The organism is Nocardioides sp. R-C-SC26, from assembly GCF_021246465.1.
Lineage (GTDB): Bacteria > Actinomycetota > Actinomycetes > Propionibacteriales > Nocardioidaceae > Nocardioides.
Window position 1 is genome coordinate 1 of sequence record NZ_JAHRHK010000007.1, and the last position, 20,797, is coordinate 20,797.

At 70.4% G+C, this 20,797-nt stretch carries 20 protein-coding genes and 2 pseudogenes; 6 read left to right on the forward strand and 16 right to left on the reverse strand.

Features of this window, described 5'->3' with window-relative positions:
- Window positions 1-47 precede the first annotated feature (47 nt).
- The 3 genes and pseudogenes from KSO97_RS18450 to KSO97_RS08025 form a co-directional block, all read left to right on the forward strand.
- Window positions 48-113 (forward strand): annotated as a pseudogene (locus tag KSO97_RS18450) (hypothetical protein); the annotation flags it as partial.
- Window positions 114-582: 469 nt separating this feature from the next.
- Window positions 583-1,485, forward strand: coding sequence for a PTS fructose transporter subunit IIC (locus KSO97_RS18455; RefSeq protein WP_374198484.1), 903 nt, complete (start codon window positions 583-585; stop codon window positions 1,483-1,485).
- Between the two features lie 51 nt (window positions 1,486-1,536).
- Window positions 1,537-1,797, forward strand: coding sequence for an HPr family phosphocarrier protein (locus KSO97_RS08025; protein WP_232677715.1), 261 nt, complete (start codon window positions 1,537-1,539; stop codon window positions 1,795-1,797).
- A gap of 34 nt (window positions 1,798-1,831) precedes the next feature.
- Here the strand turns inward: KSO97_RS08025 and KSO97_RS08030 are convergent, their stop codons facing one another.
- From KSO97_RS08030 to rimP, 9 genes and pseudogenes are all read right to left on the reverse strand, one after another.
- Window positions 1,832-2,893 carry a hypothetical protein gene (locus tag KSO97_RS08030; protein WP_232677717.1) on the reverse strand — a complete coding sequence of 354 codons (1,062 nt, stop codon included), beginning with the start codon at window positions 2,891-2,893 and terminating at the stop codon, window positions 1,832-1,834.
- On the reverse strand, window positions 2,886-3,821 hold the full coding sequence (locus KSO97_RS08035; protein WP_232677719.1) for a bifunctional riboflavin kinase/FAD synthetase: 936 nt from the start codon (window positions 3,819-3,821) through the stop codon (window positions 2,886-2,888). Before KSO97_RS08035 ends, KSO97_RS08030 begins: the two co-directional genes overlap by 8 nt.
- An 84-nt stretch (window positions 3,822-3,905) precedes the next feature.
- On the reverse strand, window positions 3,906-4,784 hold the full coding sequence (truB, locus tag KSO97_RS08040) for a tRNA pseudouridine(55) synthase TruB (protein WP_269782192.1): 879 nt from the start codon (window positions 4,782-4,784) through the stop codon (window positions 3,906-3,908).
- A complete protein-coding gene (gene rbfA / locus KSO97_RS08045) occupies window positions 4,777-5,250 on the reverse strand; it encodes a 30S ribosome-binding factor RbfA (protein ID WP_232677721.1) in 474 nt (157 codons plus the stop codon). Before rbfA ends, truB begins: the two co-directional genes overlap by 8 nt.
- 136 nt (window positions 5,251-5,386) lie before the next feature.
- Window positions 5,387-7,204, reverse strand: a complete 1,818-nt coding sequence (gene infB / locus KSO97_RS08050; RefSeq protein ID WP_232677723.1) for a translation initiation factor IF-2 — start codon at window positions 7,202-7,204, stop codon at window positions 5,387-5,389.
- A gap of 826 nt (window positions 7,205-8,030) precedes the next feature.
- Window positions 8,031-8,093, reverse strand: a pseudogene (locus KSO97_RS18265) (translation initiation factor IF-2 N-terminal domain-containing protein); the annotation flags it as partial.
- Window positions 8,094-8,221: 128 nt separating this feature from the next.
- Window positions 8,222-8,533, reverse strand: a complete 312-nt coding sequence (locus KSO97_RS17890) for a YlxR family protein (RefSeq protein WP_308188269.1) — start codon at window positions 8,531-8,533, stop codon at window positions 8,222-8,224.
- 64 nt (window positions 8,534-8,597) lie between these two features.
- Window positions 8,598-9,563, reverse strand: a complete 966-nt coding sequence (gene nusA, locus KSO97_RS08065) for a transcription termination factor NusA (protein ID WP_232677728.1) — start codon at window positions 9,561-9,563, stop codon at window positions 8,598-8,600.
- Window positions 9,563-10,135, reverse strand: a complete 573-nt coding sequence (rimP, locus tag KSO97_RS08070; protein WP_232677730.1) for a ribosome maturation factor RimP — start codon at window positions 10,133-10,135, stop codon at window positions 9,563-9,565. The genes nusA and rimP overlap by 1 nt, the downstream gene beginning before the upstream one ends.
- 170 nt (window positions 10,136-10,305) lie before the next feature.
- On the opposite strand from rimP, the gene KSO97_RS08075 reads away from it, so the two are divergent.
- Entirely contained in the window at window positions 10,306-10,830 is a 525-nt protein-coding gene (locus tag KSO97_RS08075) for a hypothetical protein (protein ID WP_232677731.1), read from the forward strand.
- Entirely contained in the window at window positions 10,827-11,261 is a 435-nt protein-coding gene (locus KSO97_RS08080; RefSeq protein WP_232677733.1) for a ferritin-like domain-containing protein, read from the forward strand. Before KSO97_RS08075 ends, KSO97_RS08080 begins: the two co-directional genes overlap by 4 nt.
- A gap of 366 nt (window positions 11,262-11,627) precedes the next feature.
- Here the strand turns inward: KSO97_RS08080 and KSO97_RS08085 are convergent, their stop codons facing one another.
- Together KSO97_RS08085 and KSO97_RS08090 are read right to left on the reverse strand one after the other, a co-directional pair.
- The gene (locus KSO97_RS08085; RefSeq protein ID WP_232677734.1) at window positions 11,628-12,341 is read right to left on the reverse strand and encodes an HAD family hydrolase; all 714 of its coding nucleotides are present in this window, start codon (window positions 12,339-12,341) and stop codon (window positions 11,628-11,630) included.
- Window positions 12,342-12,376: 35 nt separating this feature from the next.
- A complete protein-coding gene (locus tag KSO97_RS08090; RefSeq protein WP_232677735.1) occupies window positions 12,377-14,149 on the reverse strand; it encodes a proline--tRNA ligase in 1,773 nt (590 codons plus the stop codon).
- Between the two features lie 282 nt (window positions 14,150-14,431).
- Here KSO97_RS08090 and KSO97_RS08095 point away from each other — a divergent pair, with 282 nt between their 5' ends.
- A complete protein-coding gene (locus KSO97_RS08095) occupies window positions 14,432-15,436 on the forward strand; it encodes a hypothetical protein (protein WP_232677736.1) in 1,005 nt (334 codons plus the stop codon).
- Window positions 15,437-15,496: 60 nt separating this feature from the next.
- Here KSO97_RS08095 and KSO97_RS08100 read toward each other — a convergent pair whose 3' ends face one another.
- The 5 genes from KSO97_RS08100 to KSO97_RS08120 form a co-directional block, all read right to left on the reverse strand.
- Window positions 15,497-15,850 (reverse strand): hypothetical protein, encoded by a 354-nt coding sequence (locus KSO97_RS08100; protein WP_232678124.1) that lies wholly within the window; start codon window positions 15,848-15,850, stop codon window positions 15,497-15,499.
- Window positions 15,851-15,893: 43 nt separating this feature from the next.
- Window positions 15,894-16,751, reverse strand: a complete 858-nt coding sequence (locus KSO97_RS08105) for a GNAT family N-acetyltransferase (RefSeq protein ID WP_232677741.1) — start codon at window positions 16,749-16,751, stop codon at window positions 15,894-15,896.
- The gene (gene ispG, locus KSO97_RS08110) at window positions 16,748-17,899 is read right to left on the reverse strand and encodes a flavodoxin-dependent (E)-4-hydroxy-3-methylbut-2-enyl-diphosphate synthase (RefSeq protein WP_232677743.1); all 1,152 of its coding nucleotides are present in this window, start codon (window positions 17,897-17,899) and stop codon (window positions 16,748-16,750) included. The genes KSO97_RS08105 and ispG overlap by 4 nt, the downstream gene beginning before the upstream one ends.
- Before the next feature lie 314 nt (window positions 17,900-18,213).
- A complete protein-coding gene (locus KSO97_RS08115; protein WP_308188270.1) occupies window positions 18,214-19,575 on the reverse strand; it encodes a site-2 protease family protein in 1,362 nt (453 codons plus the stop codon).
- The gene (locus KSO97_RS08120) at window positions 19,572-20,747 is read right to left on the reverse strand and encodes a 1-deoxy-D-xylulose-5-phosphate reductoisomerase (protein ID WP_232677746.1); all 1,176 of its coding nucleotides are present in this window, start codon (window positions 20,745-20,747) and stop codon (window positions 19,572-19,574) included. Before KSO97_RS08120 ends, KSO97_RS08115 begins: the two co-directional genes overlap by 4 nt.
- Window positions 20,748-20,797 lie beyond the last annotated feature (50 nt).

Below are 20,797 nucleotides of genomic sequence, written 5' to 3' on the forward strand. Positions count from 1 at the left end.
CCGAGGCGCTCCAGGCGGCTGCCGAGCGTGCCGGCGTCGACCTGGCCGTGGAGACCCAGGGCTCCGCCGGTTCCACTCCCCTCGATCCGGCGGTCATCACCGCCGCCGACGCCGTCATCTTCTCCGTCGACGTCGGAGTGCGCGACCGGGGACGCTTCGCCGGTAAGGCCGTTCGTCTCCTCCGGCGTCAAGCGCCCCATCGACGAGGGCGACGCCCTGATCGCCGAGGCGCTGCGGGCGGCGGACGACCCCGGTGCAGCGCGCGTCGAGGGGTCGTCGGACGGACCCAACAGCACGGGCAACGCCGCCCTCAAGGAGTCATGGGGTGGCCGCACCCGCCGGGTGCTGATGACCGGCGTGTCCTACATGATCCCGTTCGTCGCGGCGGGCGGCCTCCTCATCGCGCTGAGCTTCCTCCTGGGCGGGTACGAGATCGTCGGCCCCTACGGCGACATCGCGGTGAACAACTCGCTGTTCGACCTGCCCAACCCGCAGGCGCTGGGCCTGGACCACGCACTCTTCGACTCCGGTCTCGCCGCCTACATCGGTGCGCTGTTCTTCATCATCGGCAAGACCGCCTTCATGTTCTTCATCCCTGCACTTGCGGGCTTCATCGCTTTCGCGATCGCCGACCGACCGGGAATCGCACCCGGCTTCGTCCTCGGTGGTCTCGCAGCGAACATCTTCGGCGTGGTGGACGCCGGCGGCGTCGCCCTCCCGGCGACGGGCTTCCTCGGCGCCATCATCGGCGGTGTGATCGCGGGTCTCGTCGCGCACTGGATCGGGTCCTGGAAGGTACCCACCTGGGCGCGCGGACTCATGCCCGTTCTCGTCATCCCGCTGCTGACCTCGATCGTCGCGGGGCTTCTGATGATCGTGGTACTCGGCAAGCCGATCAACTGGCTGATGACGCAGCTCACGGACGGCCTCAACGACCTGTCAGGCGGCAGCGCCGTGCTGCTCGGCGTCATCCTCGGCCTGATGATGGCCTTCGACATGGGCGGGCCGCTCAACAAGGTCGCCTACAGCTTCGCTGCCGTCGGCGTCGGTGGTGCGTCGCTCGCATCCGACGCGCCCGAGCTCAAGATCATGGCCGCGGTCATGCTCGCCGGGATGGTGCCACCGATCGCACTCGCGCTGGCGACCGTCGCGCGTCCCTCCCTCTTCACGCCTGCGGAGCGGGAGAACGGCAAGGCAGGCTGGCTGCTCGGCGCGTCGTTCATCACCGAGGGCGCCATCCCGTTCGCGGCGGCCGATCCCCTGCGCGTCATCCCGGCGATCATGCTGGGATCGGCCGTGACAGGTGGCTTGTCGGAGGCGCTCGGTGTCTCGGTCCGCGCACCCCACGGCGGGATCTTCGTCCTCTTCGCGGTCGATGGCGTGCTCGGCTTCGTGATCAGTCTCGCGGCCGGCGTGCTGGTCGGCGCCGTCGCCGTCATCGGCCTCAAGTCGCTGGCGCGCCGCCCCGAGCTCGCGTCCGTCTGAACCCCGCTCGCCCGCTGGAATCACCCATCTGACGCACCTTCTGGAGGAACCATGCACACCGTCACCGTCACCGTCGGCTCCGCCGTCGGCCTGCACGCCCGGCCGGCCGCGATCATCTCCGAGGCCGCCGCCGAGCTCGACTCCGAGGTCTACCTCTCCGTCTCGGGCGAGGAGCCGGTCGACGCCGGTTCATCGCTGCTGATCATGACGCTCGGCGCCGGCAACGGTGCCGAGGTGGTGGTCTCGGGTGAGGACCCCGCCGACGTGGAGGCGATCGCCGCCCTCGTCGCGCGCGATCTCGACGCCGAGTAGCGGCCATCGCCCCGGGCGGGCGGGGACGGTGCGACTACGCCGTCTCCGCCCGTCGCCGTTGCAGTTCCTGGTAGACCACGCGCATACCGACCGCGCGTGCCAGCTCCGCCATGATGTCGGTGAAGAACTCGCGTCGATACACCTCGTCGGTGATCGCGACGACCGTGAAGTGCAGGCCGGAGAAGGCCGCGAGGAACACCGCGACGTGCACCAGCTCGACGCTCACCCCCATCGCGGCGCTGAGCGAGTCCAACCCCCAGAGCGGATGCGGGGCTCCGGACTCGGCGCCGACCCAGCTGGTGATCACCGCGTCGTCGATCGCGACGGCACCGAACACCAGGAAGAACAGGAACACCGCGAGCGAGAGCAGCAGCACCTGGAGCGCCTGGGCGATCACGAGGACGCCGACGAGGTTGACCATCTGCAAGCCGGTGACCTGGGCCCGCTCGGGCAGGTCGATGCCCGCATCCACCACCTCGCGCGCGGCGTCCTCGAGCGGCGTCCCTGCCGCGCCCGCGAGCACGTCGTCGACGTCGACTCCGTCGTCGAAGCGATCGAGCTCCTGCGCCATCCGGGGCACCATGAAACCCAGCGCGGCAGCGGCGAAGAACATCACGGCGGCCCACAGCACACCTCCCTGCAGCGCCGAGGCGACCTGCCAGACCTCGGCGTTGATGAACAGGAACGTGATGAACAGCAGCAGCATCGGCAGGGCCCGGGTCGCCAACGGCAGCAGCAGGTCGAGGCTGGCGAAACCCCGACGCAGCGCCCACGCCGCGATGACCGAGGAGCGCAGAGCACGGAGCGCGTAGAGGCCGACGACGACGCCCGCCACGCTCGCGCCCGCAGGTAGGCCGTAGGACGGCTCGGTCAGCACGGCGAGCCCGACGCCGGCCACCGCGCCGAGGAGCACCGCGGTCGTGAGCACCGCCAGCACACGCGGCCGACTCAGCCGGGCGGCGACGAGCGCGCGCACGTCGTCGACGAAGTACGGCAGACCGTGGTGCACGAACCACGCTTCGGCGGCGCAGACCGCCTCGCGCGAGGAGCCCTCCGACGGAGGGTCACCAGCGACGCCGCCGACGGGCTCAGACACCGAGGAGCGTCCGTGTGCGGTCGACGTCGTCGGCCATCTGGACCAGCAGAGCCTCGACTCCGTCGAAGGCGACCATGCCACGCAACCGCTCGACGAACTCCACCTCGACCTCCACCCCGTAGAGATCCAGATCGACCCGGTCGAGCACATAGCTCTCCACGCGCCGCTCCCGCACCCCGCTGAACGTCGGGTTGGTGCCGACGCTGATCGCGGCCGGGAACACCTCTCCGGTGTCCAGTCGCTTCAGCCGCCCCGCGTACACACCGTCGGCGGGCGTGGCACTCGATCCCGCAGCCGGCACGTTGGCCGTCGGGTAGCCGATCTCGCGACCTCGCTGGTCACCCCGGACGACCACACCGCGCGTCACCACGGGACGCCCGAGCGCCTCGGCGGCACCCGCGACGTCTCCAGCCGCGAGACAGGTCCTCACGTACGTGGACGACCACACCTGGGGGCCACCGTCGAGAGCGACCCCCTCGGCGACGAAGCCCGACCGGGCTCCCGCCTCGGTCAGGAAGGCGACGTCCCCGGCTGCGCGGTTGCCGAACCGGAAGTTCGCACCGACCACCACCGCATCGGCCCTCAACGCCTGCACGAGCACGCGGTCGACGAACTCCTGGGGTGACCACGCGGCGACATCGAGATCGAACGGCAGCGCGAACACCTGGTCGACACCGGCCGCGCCGAGCAGCTCACCCCGGTCCTCGAGCGTGGTGAGCATCGACGGCGCGTGCTCGGGCCTCAGCACGGCCATCGGATGCGGGTCGAACGTGACGGCGACCAGAGGTGCCGCATGCTCGTCAGCCAGTTCGCGAGCGCGCGCGATCACCGCCCGGTGGCCGCGATGGACACCGTCGAAGTTTCCGATGACGACCACGCTGCGGGCCAGGTCGCGCGGGACGTCGTCCCAGGAGCGCCAGATCTGCACGGACGGAACACTATTCACCGAGGTGGCGATACGCGACGCAGGATCCGGGCACCGTGTCCCGCGCCACGGCGAGAACCGGTGGAATCAGGCCGTGACGAAGACCGCGACCGGGCGGGAGCCCGACTCGGCCGGCTCGTAGAGCGCCAGGAACTCCCCCGCGGGCGAGAACACCGCGCTGAGCGCCTCCAGGGGGCGCGTCAGCGCGCGTCCCACGCGGACCGCGGCAGCGTCCCCGTCATCGAGATCGACGGCCGGGAAGCTCACCCGCGCAGCGTCGGCGATCGGGAGGAGCGTGAACTCCTCGCCGAGCTCGTCGAGCGTGTGCGCGCCCGCCAGGTCGAATGCCCCGACGGCTGTGCGCCGCAGCGCCGTGAGGTGACCGCCCACGCCGAGAGCGGCGCCGAGATCGCGGGCGATCGCTCGAATGTAGGTGCCGCTGGAGCAGCGGACGGTGATGTCCACTTCGGGCAGCCTCAGGTCGGTGACCTGCAGGTCGTGCACGGTGACGCGGCGGGACTTCAGCTCCACCTCTTCGCCGTCGCGGACCCGTTGATAGGCCCGCTTGCCGTCGACCTTGATCGCGGACACCGCCGTCGGCACCTGGTCGATCTCGCCGACGAAAGCCGCAAGGGCAGTGTGGATCGCAGCGGCCTCCAGGTGCTCGGTCGTCGCACGGGAGACGACCTCGCCTTCGGCGTCGTCGGTGGTGGTGGACGCACCGAGCAGGATCGTGGCCTCGTACTGCTTCTCGGTCAGCATCAGGTGCCCGAGCAGACGGGTCGCCCGATCGACGCCGAGCACCAGCACGCCGGTGGCCATCGGGTCGAGCGTGCCGGCGTGCCCGACCTTGCGGGTGCCCGCCAGACGGCGAACGCGCGCGACCACGTCGTGCGAGGTCATCCCACCGGCCTTGTCGACGACGACCAGACCGGGGCGCGCCGGCGAGCGAGGTCGGTCAGTCAAGCTCGTCCTCGTCGTCGGCCTCCGCCTCGTCGAAGTCGCCGTCCTCGTCCTCGCGCGGCTTCTTGTAGGGGTCCTCGTCGCCGGCGTAGGTCTTGCCCTCGCGAGCCGCCGCCAGGTCGGCGTCGGCGCGGCGGGCACGTTCCAGGGCGTCGTCCAGGACCCGCGCCTCCTCAGGCAGGGCGTCGCGCACGAAGGTCAACGTCGGCGCGGTACGTGTACCGAGCTGTTTGGCGACCTCCGAACGCATCAATCCCTTGGCCGACTCCAACGCCACGGCGGTGCCCTCGGCCTGCGCCTCGTCGCCCAGCACGGTGTAGAAGAGCGTGGCGTGCTGGCCGTCGCCCGTGATCCGTACGTCGGTGATCGTCACGAAGCCCAGACGAGGATCCTTGATCCTGCGCTCGAGCATCTCCGCCACGATCACCTGGATACGGTCGGCGATCTTGCGCACTCGCGGGTTGGCCATAGTTCGACTTCCTGTCTTCACGGAATCTCGTGCCCCGGGCGGATGCCTCGCAAGTCGGAGGGCCGACGGCGACCTGGAGAGCGGAGCGGTCGTCGAGGCCCGACAACGCCGCGAGGCGCCGCCCGGGGTACGGGATTCAGCCGCGCGGGATCTCGCGCATCTCGAATGCCTCCACGACATCGCCTTCCTTGATGTCGCCGAAGTTGCGGAGCACCAGACCACACTCGAAGCCCTCGCGGACCTCGGAGGCGTCGTCCTTCTCCCGCTTGAGCGAGGCCAGGTCGAGGTTGTCGGCCACCACGGCGCCGTCGCGGATCACGCGGCACTTGGCGTTACGGCGGATGGTGCCGCTGGTGACCATGCAACCGGCGATGTTGCCGATCCGGCTGCTGCGGAAGATCGCGCGGATCTCCGCCTGGCCGAGCACCGACTCCTCGAACTCGGGCTTGAGCATGCCCTTGAGCGCGGCCTCGATCTCCTCGATCGCCTGGTAGATGACCGAGTAGTAGCGGATCTCGACGCCTTCCTTGTCCGCCATCTCGGTCGCCTTGCCCTGCGGGCGCACGTTGAAGCCGATGATGATGGCGTCGGAGGCCGCGGCCAGGTCGACGTTGGTCTCGGTGATCGCACCGACACCGCGGTCGATGACCCGGATGCCGACCTCGTCGCCGACGTCGATCTGCGACAGGGCGTCCTCGAGCGCCTCGACGGAACCGGACACGTCGCCCTTGAGGATGAGGTTGAGCTCCTGGCTCTCGCCCTTCTCCATCGACGCCATGAAGTCCTCGAGAGTGCGGCGCACGCGGCGCTTGGCCTGCATGGCGGCGCGCTCGCGGGACTCGCGCTTCTCGGCGATCTGGCGGGCCATCCGGTCGTCCTCGACGACGAGGAAGTTCTGGCCGGCGCCGGGGACCGAGCTCAGACCGAGCACCATCGCCGGGCGGCCCGGGTCGGCGTACGCGAGCTCGTTGCCGTGCTCGTCGAGCATGGCGCGGACGCGACCGTGCGCGGGACCCGCGACGATCGAGTCGCCCACACGGATGGTTCCGCGCTGCACCAGGATCGTGGCCACCGGACCGCGACCGCGGTCGAGGTGCGCCTCGACCACGAGGCCCTGGGCGTCCTGCGTGGGGTTGGCCCGCAGGTCGAGGGAGGCGTCGGCGGTGAGGACGACGGCCTCGAGCAGCTTGTCGAGGTTCAGCTCGGACTTCGCGGAGACGTCGACGAACATCGCGTCGCCGCCGTACTCCTCCGGGACCAGGCCGTACTCGGTCAGCTGACCGCGCACCTTGGTCGGGTCCGCGTCGGGCTTGTCGATCTTGTTGACCGCGACCACGATCGGGACGCCGGCGGCCTTGGCGTGGTTGAGCGCCTCGACCGTCTGCGGCATCACGCCGTCGTCGGCCGCGACCACCAGGATCGCGATGTCGGTCGCCTGCGCACCACGGGCACGCATGGCGGTGAAGGCCTCGTGACCGGGCGTGTCGATGAAGGTGATGCGACGGTCGTTGCCATCCACATCGGTGTGCACCTGGTAGGCACCGATGTGCTGGGTGATGCCACCGGCCTCCTTGTCGACGACGTTGGCGCCGCGCAGGGCGTCGAGGAGCTTGGTCTTTCCGTGGTCGACGTGACCCATCACGGTCACGACCGGCGGTCGGATGACCAGGTCGTCCTCGTCACCCTCGTCGGAGCCGAACTCGATGTCGAAGGACTCCAGCAGCTCGCGGTCCTCGTCCTCGGGCGAGACGACCTCGACGACGTAGTTGAGCTCCTCACCGAGCAGCTCCAGCGTGGCGTCGTTGACCGACTCGGTCGCCGTCACCATCTCGCCGAGGTGGAACAGCATCTGCACCAACGATGCCGGCTCGACGCCGATCTTCTCCGCGAAGTCGGTCAGCGAGGCGCCGCGCGCCAGGCGAACGGTCTCGCCGTTGCCCTTGCGGACCCTCATGCCGCCGATCGTCGGGGCCTCCATGGCCTCGAATTCCTGACGACGCGCGCGCTTCGACTTGCGGCCACGGCGCGACGGACCACCGGGGCGACCGAAGGCGCCCTGGGTCTGACCACGCTGGCCGGGGCGGCCACGACCACCGGGTCCGCTGAAGCCGCCGCCACCACCGGGACGGCCCGGAGCGCCGGCGCCCGCGCCGGCACCGGCCGGTCCACGGCCCGGGGCACCCGGACGACCGGGCGCGCCAGGTCGGCCGGGAGCACCGGGACGACCAGCCGGACCGCGACCGAACGCGGCCGGGGACTTCGGCATCATCGCCGGGTTCGGGCGAGGCATGCCCGGACGGGGCGCTGCACCGTCGCGGCCGGCCGGCGGACGCGGCGGACGCTCGGCATCGTTGCCGCCGGCAGCCGGCGGGGGCGTGGCGGGACGGCGTCCCATGCCCTGGCTGGGGGCGAACGGGATGCTTCCCCGGGGCCCCCAAGGGCGGGCCCGCGGCCGGCGGCTCGGCGGCCGGCGGCTCTACCGCGGCGGCCGGGGCCTGCGGCTCGGCAGAGACCTCCGCAACGGCCGCCTCGGCAGCAGGCGCCTCGGGCTCGACCGGCTCCGCCGGGGCCTTCGGAGCAGGCTTCGGGCCGGGCTTGGGGGCCGACTTCTTGGCCGCGGGCGCTGCCGTCTCGGCCGGGGCCGCGGCGGGTGCCGCCTCGGCACCTCCGGCGTTGGCCTTCAGAGACTCTCCGTACTCCTTGCGGAAACGCATCTCCGCGGGGAGCTCGACGGTCGAGCTCGCCGACTTGACGAACTCACCCATCTCCTTGAACTTCTCGAGAACGAACTTGCTCTCGACTCCGAACTCCTTGGCGAGTTCGTGGACGCGGGTCTTAGCCACAATTCTCCTTCTGGCTCGACCCGCATCGCAGGCGTGATCGAACCGTTAGTGGTGCCGGTGTTGCTGGCTCATCGGGAAGTACTCATCGAGTGCTCATGAGCTGGTGCTCCAGTCCCTGGGTTGTCAGATCACTTCGTCTCACGGGCCATCACGTAGTCGCCCACCGGTGCGCTGGAGAGTCCCGGCCCGGCTCCGGTCACCCGGAGCGCCCGGCCGAAGGCCCTACGACGCACCGCGAGGTCGTAACACTCGGTCGTGGGGTGCAGATGCGCCCCGCGGCCGGGTGCGGTGCCGTTGGGATCGGGGGCGACGACCGGCTGGCCGTGCGCATCCGAGCCGACGGTCACCCGCAACAACTCGCGTTTGGCAGCCTTCCCCCGGCATCCCACACATGTGCGGACAGGACCGTCCGCAGGTTGAGGGAGACGTGAGAGGACCACCGTCGGCCAGTCTAGCCACTCCGGCTCTGGACGCCGAACCGGCAGGAGAGGGCCGCGGGAACGCTCACTCCTCGTCGGAGCGGATGTCGATGCGCCAGCCCGTGAGCCGCGCTGCCAGACGGGCGTTCTGGCCCTCCTTGCCGATCGCGAGGGAGAGCTGGAAGTCGGGCACGATGACGCGCGCGGACTTCGCGGCCAGGTCGACGATCTCGACGCTCTTGACCTGCGCCGGAGAGAGGGCGTTGCCGACCAGGGACGCGGGATCGTCCGACCAGTCGACGATGTCGATCTTCTCGCCGTGCAGCTCGGCCATCACGTTGCGCACCCGCTGGCCCATCGGGCCGATGCAGGCGCCCTTGGGGTTGATGCCGGACGCACGACCGACGACGGCGATCTTCGTGCGGTGACCGGCCTCACGGGCGATGCCGGCGATCTCGACCTGACCGTTGGCGATCTCGGGGACCTCCAGCGCGAAGAGCTTCTTGACCAGACCCGGGTGCGAGCGGGTCAGCGTGATCTGCGGACCACGCATCCCCTTGCGTACCGAGAGGACCAGGCACTTGATGCGTTCGCCGTGCACGTAGGACTCCCCGGGCACACGCTCGCTCACCGGGAGCAGCGCCTCGACCTTGCCGAGGTCGACCATCACGTCGCCGGGGTTGCGACCCTGCTGGATCACTCCGGAGATCAGGTCGCCCTCCTTGCCCGAGAACTCGCCGAACTTGATCTCGTCCTCGGCGTCTCGGATGCGCTGCAGCATGATCTGCTTCGCCGTCATCGCGGCGATGCGGCCGAAGCCGTCGGGGGTGTCCTCGAACTCACCGATCGCGTTGTCGTCGTTGTCGAACTCGGTGGCCCACACGACGACGTGGCCGGTCTTGCGGTCGACGACGACACGCGCCTGGTCGTAGGCACCCGGGGTCTTGAGATAGGCGTTGAGCAGTGCCTGTTCGATGGCCTCCACCAGGACCTCGAACTTGATCTCCTTCTCGCGCTCCAACATGCGCAGGATGCTCAGGTCGATGTCCATCAGCGGTTCTCCTCGGTCTCGGTCGTCTCGGTGCCGTCGGCGTCCACGCTGTCGTCGTCGGTCTCGTGTTCCTCGTCGTCGAGGTCGCCGGAATCGTCGTCGGGCCCGGCCGCTCGCCGGTTGAACTCGATCTGCACGAGCGCCTTGGCCACGTCGGCGTAGGACACGTCGCTGGCGACGCCGTCGACGTCCAGCTCGACGCTCACCTCATCCGAGCTGCCGATGCGGCCGGTGAGCGCCCCGCCCTCGATCAGGGTCACCTTCACCAGACGCCCGGCGTTGCGCCGCCAGTGGCGCGGCAGGGTGAGCGGGCGGTCGACGCCGCGGGAGGTGACCTCCAGCGTGTAGGGCAGCTGGCCCATCACGTCGCTAGCGTCGAGGACGGCGTTCACGGCACGGGTCGCCTCGGCCACCTCGTCGAGCGTGATGCCGCCGTCGCGATCGACCGCGATACGCAGGACGCGGCGCTTCCCGGCGGGCGTGACCTCGACGGCCTCGATGTCGAAGCCCGCCTCGGCCAGGGGTCCGACCAACTCGCTCTCGATGCGCTGAGCCAGCGTCTCGGATGACATCGGACCTCCTGTGCTGTTGTGTGCCCCGCGGTGCCGTGGTGCGGAGTCCAGCCTAGTGGAGCGATGGCGACCCTCGACCCCGGAGGTCGCTGGGGACGTCGCGCCGGTTTCGGCCGCCTCGCCCCCACCACGTGGTCCAGATCCGCGCGACGCGCCGGTACTGTCGCGCCGTGCCTGCCGCCTCCCCACTCCGTCGCTCCGTGCCGCGCCGCACGGTCATGCGAGGTCTGGCCGCCACGGGGACGCTCGGCTCGGTCGCGGCCCTGGTGGGCTGCACATCGGAGAGCGGCGGGAGCCGGCCGGAGGCGGACTCGGCGACCCCTCCGCCGACGCCGACGTCGGCGCCGACCGCCGACGACACGGCCCTGGTCGAAGAGCTGCGCGGACGCGTCTCGGCCGCCCACGCGCACGTCCGCGCCGTCCGGAGGAGTCAACCTGAGCGGGCCGCCGCCCTCCGCGGTCTCGAGCGCACCCATGCCGAGCACGCCGAGGCACTCGGCGGGCTGATCGCCGTCGGTCCCCCGGGCGGGCAGAACGACGCACGACGAGCGCTCGCACAGCTGGCGCGGACCGAGACCCGTCTGATCGCAGCGCTCGCTCGGGGAGCCCGCAGCGCCGACAGCGGTGCTCTGGCACTGCTGTTGGCCAGCGCATCGGCCGGTCTGAGCCAACGGCTGGCGGCGATCGACGCATGAGCAGATCCGAGGAGTCGCCCGAGGTCAACGCCGTCCAGCAGACACTCGCGGCCGAGCATGCGGCGGTCTTCCTCTTCGGCTACCTGGGCGCCCAGACGTCCCAGTCGAGCGCGCCGGCGCTGTTCGCCGCCGTCTCCGCGGCCTTCGAGATCCATCGCGGTCGGCGCGACGAGCTGGTGGCCGCGGTGTCGGCGCTCGACGTCGTACCGGTGCCCGCCGCGCCGTCCTACGACCTTCCCACGGTGCGCCAGCGTCCCGTGGCGATCGCCACGGCTGCGCTCGCAGCGGAGGACGCCTGCGCGCGGGCCTACGGCGTGCTGGTGAGCATGTCGACCGGTGTGACACGCGCCTGGGCGATCCGAGCGCTGACCGACTCTGCCCTGCGGTCCTTGGACTTCGGCGGCGAGCCGACGGCGTTCCCGGGCTCCTGAGCCCCGCACTCGCCTCGCCGGGCCGAGGATCCGTCACGAGGTCAGTGCGCCTGCGGCAACGGCGAAGCCCGCGTCTTCCTCTCCTCGGGATCTCCCGAGATGGCCCCGAGAGGAGGAAGACGCGGGCTGCCAGCGAAGTCCGTGAGATCGGACTTCAGGTCGGTCGGGGGGACGACGACTCGTGCAGAAGTCTGCAACGACGCGACGGAGGGGTGCCACCCTCCGCCTCCCTCACAAAAGTGCAGTGCAGATACCTGCAACACCAGGCCGACGGCTGCTCCCGGGCGCTCCCGCGCCGCGGTTCCGCCTGGACCCGGACGTTCCTCGGTGCGCCGGAAAGGCGCCCGGGAACGAACGGATCTGGGCTCAGATCCAGTCGTCGACGATGGTGAGGACGTCGAGCAGACGCGTGGCGACGGCATCGGGCGTGCCGTCCGTATGGCCGCGCTGCTCGGCGGGGATCACGCTGTGCGGCACGTGGATCGCGCGCATGCCGGCATTCTGGGCGCCCCACACGTCGTCGAAGAGCCGATCGCCCACGTACACGCAGCGCGCCGGTTCCCGGACCCCGACGGCGTCCCTCGCAGCCGCGAACGCCTCCGGGGACGGCTTGGTGTGGGCGATCTCGCTGGTGTAGACGTCACCGTCGACCAGGTCGTAGACGGCGTCACGCTCGAAGAAGCCGACGTGCCAGGCACGGGGCCACAGGGTGTTGCTCAGCACCCCGACCCGGATGCCGCGGTCGCGCAGGCCTGCCCACAACGGGCGCACCTCGACGTCGGTGGCCGTGTGGGGCTCCCAGAAGTCGTAGTAGGCCCTCAGCAGCCCGGGGTCGTGCTCGAGCCCGGCCTCGGTGAAGAGATCGGCGATGGTGGCGCTGCGCTGGTGGTCGCGCGACCACCCCCACACGGTCGAGCCGGCGCTGTGCAGGCGGGCCGCGTGCGCATGATGGTCGTCATCGGGCGACGGCGTGCGCCGTACGGCCTCGGCGAGCGCCAGCGACTCCGCGTGGAAGTCGATGTCGTGCCACGCCGTCAGCGTGCCGCCCCAGTCGAAGATGACCGCGTCGATGCCCGCCACGTGTCGTCGTCCCTCGAAGGTGCCGGTGCCGGGGCTCAGGCTCGGACGAGCCGCACGAGCCGGTCGACCACGGCGTCCGCGGCGACGTCCTCGCGCTCGCCGGTGCGCCGGTCCTTGATCTCGACGGTGCCGGACTCGGCCAACGACCTGCCGACCACCACGATCGTGGGGACACCGATGAGCTCGGCGTCCTTGAACTTCACGCCGGGACTGATCTTGCCCGCGCGGTCGTCGTAGAGGACCGCGATGCCGGCGGCGTCGAGCTCGTGTGCGATCCGGTCGGCGGCGGCGAACACGGCGTCGTCCTTGCCGGCGGCGACGACGTGGACGTCGGCCGGGGAGACCTCGCGCGGCCAGCACAGGCCGGCGTCGTCCAGGGTTCCCTCGGCGATCGCGGCGACGGCGCGGGACGGGCCGATGCCGTAGGAGCCCATCGTGACGGTGACGAGCTTCCCGTTCTCGTCGAGCACCTTCAGGTCGAGCGCGTCGGCGTACTTGCGACCGAGCTGGAAGATGTGGCCCATCTCGATCCCGCGCGCGCTCTCGAGCACGCCGTCGGCGCAGTTCGGACAGCCGTCGCCGTCACGGACCTCGGCCGCCTCGATGGTGCCGTCGGGAGTGAAATCGCGGCCCGCCACCAAGTCGAGCACGTGGCTGCCGTCGACGTTCGCGCCGGTGACCCACCGGGTGCCCTCGACCACGCGCGGATCGACGAGGTAGCGGATACCGGAAGCCGACTGCTCGCCGAGCGCGGCGGGCCCGATGTAGCCCTTGACAAGGGCGGGGTACTTGCGCAGTTCCGCCTCGTCCATGGCCTCGACCTCGATGGGCTCGAGCTGGCCCTCGAGACGCTTCTGGTCGACCTCGCGGTCGCCGGGGAGACCGATCGCGAGGGGCTCGCGGGTGCCGTCGGGGTGCTTCAGCACCACGAGAACGTTCTTCAGGGTGTCGCCCGCGACCCAGCGCCGATCCTCCCGCGGGAACGCCTCGTTGAGGTGGTCGACGAGGGTCTCGATCGTCGGGGTGGCGGGGGTCGCCTCCGCGTGGGCGGCGGGAGCCTCGGCGAAGGAGACCGCGGCGGGCGGGCGCACCTGCACGGCCTCGACGTTCGCCGCGTAGTCGCAGTGCGTGCAGCGGACGTAGGTGTCCTCCCCGACCTCCGCGCGCGCCAGGAACTCCTCGGACCGCGAACCACCCATCGCACCTGAGGTGGCCTTGACGATCACGTACTCGAAGCCGAGCTTGTCGAAGATCCGGATGTAGGCGTCCCGGTGGGCCTGGTAGCTGGCGTCGAGGCCGGCATCGTCGACGTCGAAGGAGTAGGAGTCCTTCATCACGAACTCACGACCACGCAGGAGGCCGGCACGAGGACGCGCCTCGTCGCGGTACTTGGTCTGGATCTGGTAGATCGAGAGCGGCAGGTCCTTGTAGGAGGAGTAGAGGTCCTTCACCACCAGGGTGAACATCTCCTCGTGGGTGGGCCCGAGCAGATAGTCGGCGCCCTTGCGGTCCTGCAGACGGAAGATCCCGTCGCCGTACTCGGTCCAACGGTTCGTCGCCTCGTAGGGCTCCTTGGGCAGCAGGGCCGGGAAGCTGAGCTCCTGGGCGCCCATCGCGTCCATCTCGTCGCGGATGATCTGCTCGACGCGACGCAACACACGCAGACCCAGCGGCAGCCAGGTGTAGATACCCGGGGCCGCTCGTCGGATGTAGCCCGCGCGCACCAGGAGCTTGTGGCTGGGCACCTCGGCATCGGCCGGATCGTCTCGCAACGTGCGCACGAACAGGGACGACATCCGCAAGATCATGTGCGAACACTAGTGCCGCGATCTCGAAGGTCTTGAACGGTCGGCGCCGCCATGGCACGCACCTCGCCGCGTTGGCATCGCTGGAGATACACCCGGTAGCCCTGTGCGGCGCCGCCGTGCGATGCACGCACCCTGACGACGCGAACCAGCCAACTACCCCGCGCCCGCGACACAGGAGCTGGCGCACCGACTCCATGCGTTTCGGATGCAACCATCAGAGCTCCACCAGCGTCTCTTCGGTGACCAGGTAAGCAGTCGAGGCTCGAGGACTCAGGAGAAGACATGACCCACCGACCCCGTCGCCCGTCGTCCCTGCGCGTTGCGGCTCTCGCAGCGCTCTGCGCCATCACCACCGCGACGGCGATCGTGAACGGCGGCTCCGAAGCACGCGCACGCAGCGCCGCCGCTCCCGCGCAGTCCCTCCAGCCGACGGCGCTCGCACGCGGTGTCGACGTCCGGGTACCTCACCTGGAGGGCACCACGATCGTCGACGGCGACGTGCGGATCCCCCTCCGCGGGCGCGACGCGGTGCTGCTCGGCGAGTCGGGCGACGGCTACGTCGTGATGGTGCGCCAGGCGGGCGTCTGGAGCGCCCGCTACATCGCTGCCGGGAAGCAGGCTCGGGTACTGGCGGCTCGCACCAACGTCGACCGAGTGATGCTCTCCTCCGATGGGGGCCAGGTCGCCGTCATCACGCGCCAGAACCGCCGTGGCACCGCCATCGAGGTCCGCGACGTGGCGACGGGCGAGGTGGTCGGCGGCGAGCGCTTCGCCGGATATCCGCGCGTGCTCGACATGCTGGACGGCGTCGCGATCGTCGGCGGCTGGGAGAACGGCGCGATCCGGTGGGACGTCGCCGCGGACACGACCGAGGCGATCACCGCTCGTCCGTCCTACGCCGCCGACATCGCGGCGAACCGGCTCGCCTTCTTCACCAAGGACCCCTACCAGGGTGGGTGCTCGGTGGTCAGCCGGCTGACCAAGCCGGGCGTTGCACTATGGCGTTCATGCCGGGAGGCGGTGCGGGCCTTCTCCCCGAACGGACGTCGGGTGCTGACAGTGCACAAGCTCGCAGACGGCCTCGGCCCGAATCTGGTCCGGGCCCGCACCATCACCGGCGAGTTGGTCGGCACCTACACGGCGCCGTTCTACTTCGGCACGCTGGCGTGGGAGGACAACCAGCACGCGCTGCTCGAGGTGGCAGGACGCAAGAAGACCGCCACCGTGCGCTGCAGCGCCACAGCCTGCGAGCGGGCCTCGGACCTGCGGCCCACGCCGGCGATCTGAGCCCGGGGAACCGCCGATCTACCGATCGGGATCAGCGGTTCCCGAGGTGCGGTCGGCCCCTCAGCGGGTGGCGCGCCACGCGGCCTTGAGCATGGGCCACTGGAGCGGCAGCCTCCCGACGGCGGCCGCCTTCAGCGCCGTGTTGCCGCCGCCGAGGGCATCCTGCGCCATCTTCACGTTGGCGGGGTAGACGCCGAGCAGGAGCGCGATGCTCCCCCAGCCCGCCAGCCTGCGGGTGGCCGGAGCCACCAGGCCGGCGGCGAGAGCGATCTCGGCGATGCCGCTTCCCACGATGACCTCGCGGTGCGCAGGCACCCACGCGGGCATGATCGGCTCGTAGGCATCGGGCTTGGCCAGATGGATCGCGCCGGAGACGGCGAAGATTCCGGCCAGGATCTTGGTACCGCGGTGCATGCTCACGGCGCTCACGGTAGCGCTCTGGTCCAGCGACGCGGACTCAGAACATCACCGTCGAGAACCGCTCCGTCTCGATGAACCCCACGCGCGCGTAGGCGCGACGGGCCGCGGTGTTCCACTCGTTGACGTAGAGCGAGACCGTCGGAGCGATCTCGGTCCGCACGATCTCGGCGACGGCCGCCATCCCCGCGGTCGCCAGACCGCGCCCGCGGAACTCCGGGTCGACCCAGACGCCCTGGATCTGCGCGGCGTCGGAACTGGCGCACCCGACCTCGGCCTTGAACACGAGACGGTCGCCGTCGAACCTCGCGAAGGACCAGCCACGCGAGACCAGCTGCATCACACGGGCCCGGTACAGGTCCCCGGAGCCGCCTTCCTCAGGAGAGACCCCGACCTCCTCGGTGTACATCGAGACGCAGGCCGGATAGAGCACGTCCATGTCGCCGCGCTGGGTGCGTCGCACCTCGGGGTCCGGGACCACCGCCGGTCGACCGGTGAGCTCCAGGTGTGGTTGCCGCCAGCGCAGCTCACGCGGCGTACCCCACTGGTCGGCGACCTCGTTCCAGAACGCATGGACCGCCTCGTGCGGACCGACGATGGTGCTCGAGGTACGACGGCGCGCCAGCGCGCGCTCGGCGAACGCGCGGGCGTCGTCGGCGGTGCAGTTCACCGGCACCAGGTTCGCGCCGACGTGGCAGGCCGCGACCAGCTCGCCGTCAGAGAAGCGACCCCAGACCTCCCCGCCGAGCCAGCGCGGCTCCAGACTCGTCGTCCGGGCGCGATAGAGGGCGAAGACGTTGACGACCGGGTCCGCCGCGGCGAGCTCGCAGACCGCGTGCAGATCACCGACGCCGAGCGTGCGGACGCCCTGGCGGACGCCCGACCGCGCCTCGGTCACCCGACGGAGACCTCGGCGGAGGACCCGTCGACGGCCTCCATGCCCTCGGCGATGCGCATGGCCTCCTCGATGAGCGTCTCGACGATCTTCGACTCGGGCACGGTCTTGATGACCTCGCCCTTGACGAAGATCTGCCCCTTCCCGTTGCCCGAGGCGACGCCGAGGTCGGCCTCGCGGGCCTCGCCCGGACCGTTGACGACACAACCCATGACGGCGACGCGCAGGGGCACCTCGAGGCCGTCGAGACCAGCCGTGACCTGCTCGGCCAGGGTGTAGACGTCGACCTGGGCCCGACCGCAGCTGGGGCAGCTGACGATCTCCAGACGGCGGGGGCGCAGATTCAGCGACTCCAGGATCTGGAGCCCGACCTTGACCTCCTCGACGGGCGGAGCCGAGAGCGAGACCCGGATGGTGTCGCCGATGCCCTTGCTGAGCAAGGCACCGAAGGCGACGCCGGACTTGATCGTGCCCTGGAAGGCCGGGCCGGCCTCGGTGACACCGAGGTGCAGCGGCCAGTCGCCCTGCTCGGCGAGCAGCTCGTAGGCGCGCACCATCACCACGGGGTCGTTGTGCTTGACCGAGATCTTGAAGTCGTGGAAGTCGTGCTCCTCGAAGAGGCTCGCCTCCCAGACCGCGGACTCCACGAGCGCCTCCGGCGTCGCCTTGCCGTACTTGTCCAGGATCCGCTTGTCGAGGCTGCCCGCGTTCACGCCGATCCGGATGCTCGTACCGCGGTCCTTCGCCGCGCGCGCGATCTCCTTGATCTGGTCGTCGAACTTCTTGATGTTGCCGGGGTTGACCCGCACCGCGGCGCAACCCGCATCGATCGCGGCGAAGACGTACTTGGGCTGGAAGTGGATGTCGGCGATCACCGGGATCTGCGCCTTGCGCGCGATGTCGGGCAGCGCTTCGGCGTCGTCCTGGCTCGGGCACGCGACCCGGACGATGTCGCAGCCCGAGGCGGTCAGCTCGGCGATCTGCTGCAAGGTGCTGTTGACGTCGGCGGTCAGCGTGGTGCACATCGACTGGACCGAGATCGGGTGGTCGCTGCCGACCCCCACCTTGCCGACCTGGATCTGGCGGGTCGGGCGTCGAGGAGCGAGCACCGGCGGCGGCGCAGCCGGCATGCCCAGGCTGATCGAGGTCATGTCCGCAAGGCTACTGCCGCGACCCATCCGCGCCTCGCTCGGCCGACAGCCGGCTGCCCGACGTCTGCTCGACGTCTGCTCGGTCGTCGCGCGGTCGTCTGCCCGGTCGTCTGTTCCGCCGTCGCTCGGTCGGCGAGCACCGATCCGCCGTCGGGCCACTCACGATCCGATGCCGGGCCGACCGCCGGGTGCGACCCGATTCGCCGACGGGGCCGAGGCATGTTGGCGTACGAAACCGGACCTTGGCCGAAGAAGTCTCGCCCTCCAAGGTCCGGTTTTCTCGGCCGGCCGAGAAAACCCCCCGCAGCCTCGGCCTAGCCCTCGAGGCTCAGCGGGACCACGAGATCGCCCACGATCAGGACCACGCCCATCACCAGGAAGGCCGAAGCGACGACGTAGGCGAGCGGAAGCAGTCGGGCGGCATCGACGTAGCCAGGGTCGGGACGGCCGCGCAGACGAGCGAATCCTCGACGCAACGCCTCCCAGAGCGCGCTGGCGATGTGACCGCCGTCGAGCGGGAGGAGCGGCAGGAAGTTGAACATGCCGATGAAGAAGTTGAAGCCCGCGACGAGCATCAGGAGGAAGACGACCTTCTCGGTCACCGGGAACTCCTGGTGGGAGACGGTCTCCCCCGCGAGGCGTCCACCGCCCACGATGCTGACCGGACTGTCGGCCGCGCGCTCCTCGACGCCCACGATCGCCTCGGCGACGCCCCAGACCTTCACGGGCAGCGTGACGAGCGCCCGGAGCGTCTCGACCGTCATGTCGCCCATCTGGTCCAGGGTGTAGATCGGTCCACCGGTCTCGGTGACGACACGACTGGTCGGAGTCACGCCCAGGAACCCGACCTGACGCAGGGTCTCGTCGGTGACCGACGTCGGGCGGGCCTCGACGGTCGTCGAGGTCTCACCCGACATCGCGACACCGTCGCGGTCGTACCCGATCACGGCCCGACCGTCGTCGTTGTCCTGGATCAGCACCTTGAGCTGGGCCCAGTCGGTGACCGGCACGCCGTTGAACGAGGTGATCGTGTCGCCTGGACGCAGGCCGGCCTCGAACGCCGGGGCGGGCGGGTCGGACGGCGCGCAGGCACGGCCCTCCTCGGCGTAGGGCAGCACGCACTGGGAGATGGCCTGCAGCGTCGGAGGGCCGGGCTCGGGTTCGACCGACTTCTGGCCGTAGGTGGCGAAGACGCCCCAGAAGATGAAGAACGCGATCGCGATGTTGACCGACGGACCGCCGGCCATCACCACGACCTTCTTCCACCAGGGCAGCTTGTAGAAGAGCCGCTCGGCGTCGTCGGGGCCGACGAGCTCCCATTCGGCCGCCCGCGCGTCGGAGATCAACTGGGTGAACATGCCCGTGTTCGACTTCCGCACCCGGTGCACGGTGTTGCCGTCGGCGTCGGTCTCGGTGTCGTCGACGAGCTGCTCGGCACCGGGTGGGAGCATGCCGACGATCTTGACGAACCCCCCGAGCGGGATCGCCTTGACGCCGTACTCGGTCTCGCCGACCTGCTTGCTCCACACCGTCGGTCCGAACCCGATGAAGTACTGGGTGACCTTCCCGCCGAACCGCTTCGCCGGGATCATGTGGCCCAGCTCGTGCAGCCCGATCGATACCAGGATGGCGACGACGAAGATCAGCACGCCGAGCGCATAGAACACCGCGGTCACGACACTCCCCCTCCGGACGCTCCAGCCACCCTGGAGCCGCCTGCGATGAGCGCCTCGGTGCGCTCGCGGGCCCAGGCATCGGCGGCGAGCACGTCGTCCACGCCGAGGGTCCCCGACGAGACTACGTCGTGACTCCTGAGCACGTCTCCGACACGGTCGACGATCTCGGGGAAGCGGATGCGGCCGGCGTGGAACGCTGCGACACACACTTCGTTGGCCGCGTTGTAGACAGCCGGAGCCGTGCCTCCCAGGACGCCGGCCTCGCGCGCGAGCGCGATGGCCGGGAAGGCGACGTCGTCCACGGGCTCGAAGCGCCAGTCCGACGCCTGCGTCCAGTCGATGGCGGCCTCCACGTCGGGCACCCTGTCGGGCCACCCCAGACCGAGCGCGATGGGCACCATCATGGTCGGCAGTCCGAGCTGCGCCACGACCGCACCGTCGACGAACTCGACCATCGAGTGGATCAGCTGCTGGGGGTGCACGACGACGTCGATCGCGTCGTACGGGACGTCGAACAGCAGATGCGCCTCGATCACCTCCAGGCCCTTGTTGATCAAGGTGGCCGAGTTCGTGGTGATCACCGAGCCCATCGCGAAGTTGGGGTGGGCCAGAGCCTCGGCAGGCGTGACGTCGTGCAACTGCGCGCGGCTGCGCCCGCGGAAGGGACCGCCGCTGGCGGTGAGCACGAGACGGCGGACCTCGCCGCGGCTGCCCGCTCGCAGGCTCTGCGCGATCGCGCTGTGCTCGCTGTCGACCGGGACGATCTGACCCGGTCGCGCACGCCGTTTGACGACAGGCCCGCCGATGATGAGCGACTCCTTGTTCGCCAGCGCGAGGGTGGCGCCGGAGTCCAGGGCGGCCACGGTAGGACGCAGGCCCACGGCACCGGTGATGCCGTTGATGACGACGTCGCAGGGATGGGAGGCGGCGTCGATGGAGGCCCGCTCCCCCAGGCCGCTGACGGCGGGCGCGAACTCGGCGACCTGTCGCTCGAACAGGTCGCGGTTGCCGCCGCCGGCGGTCAGCCCGACGACGCGGAACCGGTCGGGATGGGCGCGGACGACGTCGAGCGCCTGAGTGCCGATCGATCCGGTCGAGCCCAGGACGACGATGTCGCGGCGGGCCGGCGGGGTGCTCGAACCGGTCGCGTCAGTGGAGGAACCCGTCGTCACGGCCTCAGTCTGTCAGCCCGGATCAGCGGGGAGTCAGGGATCACGCCGGT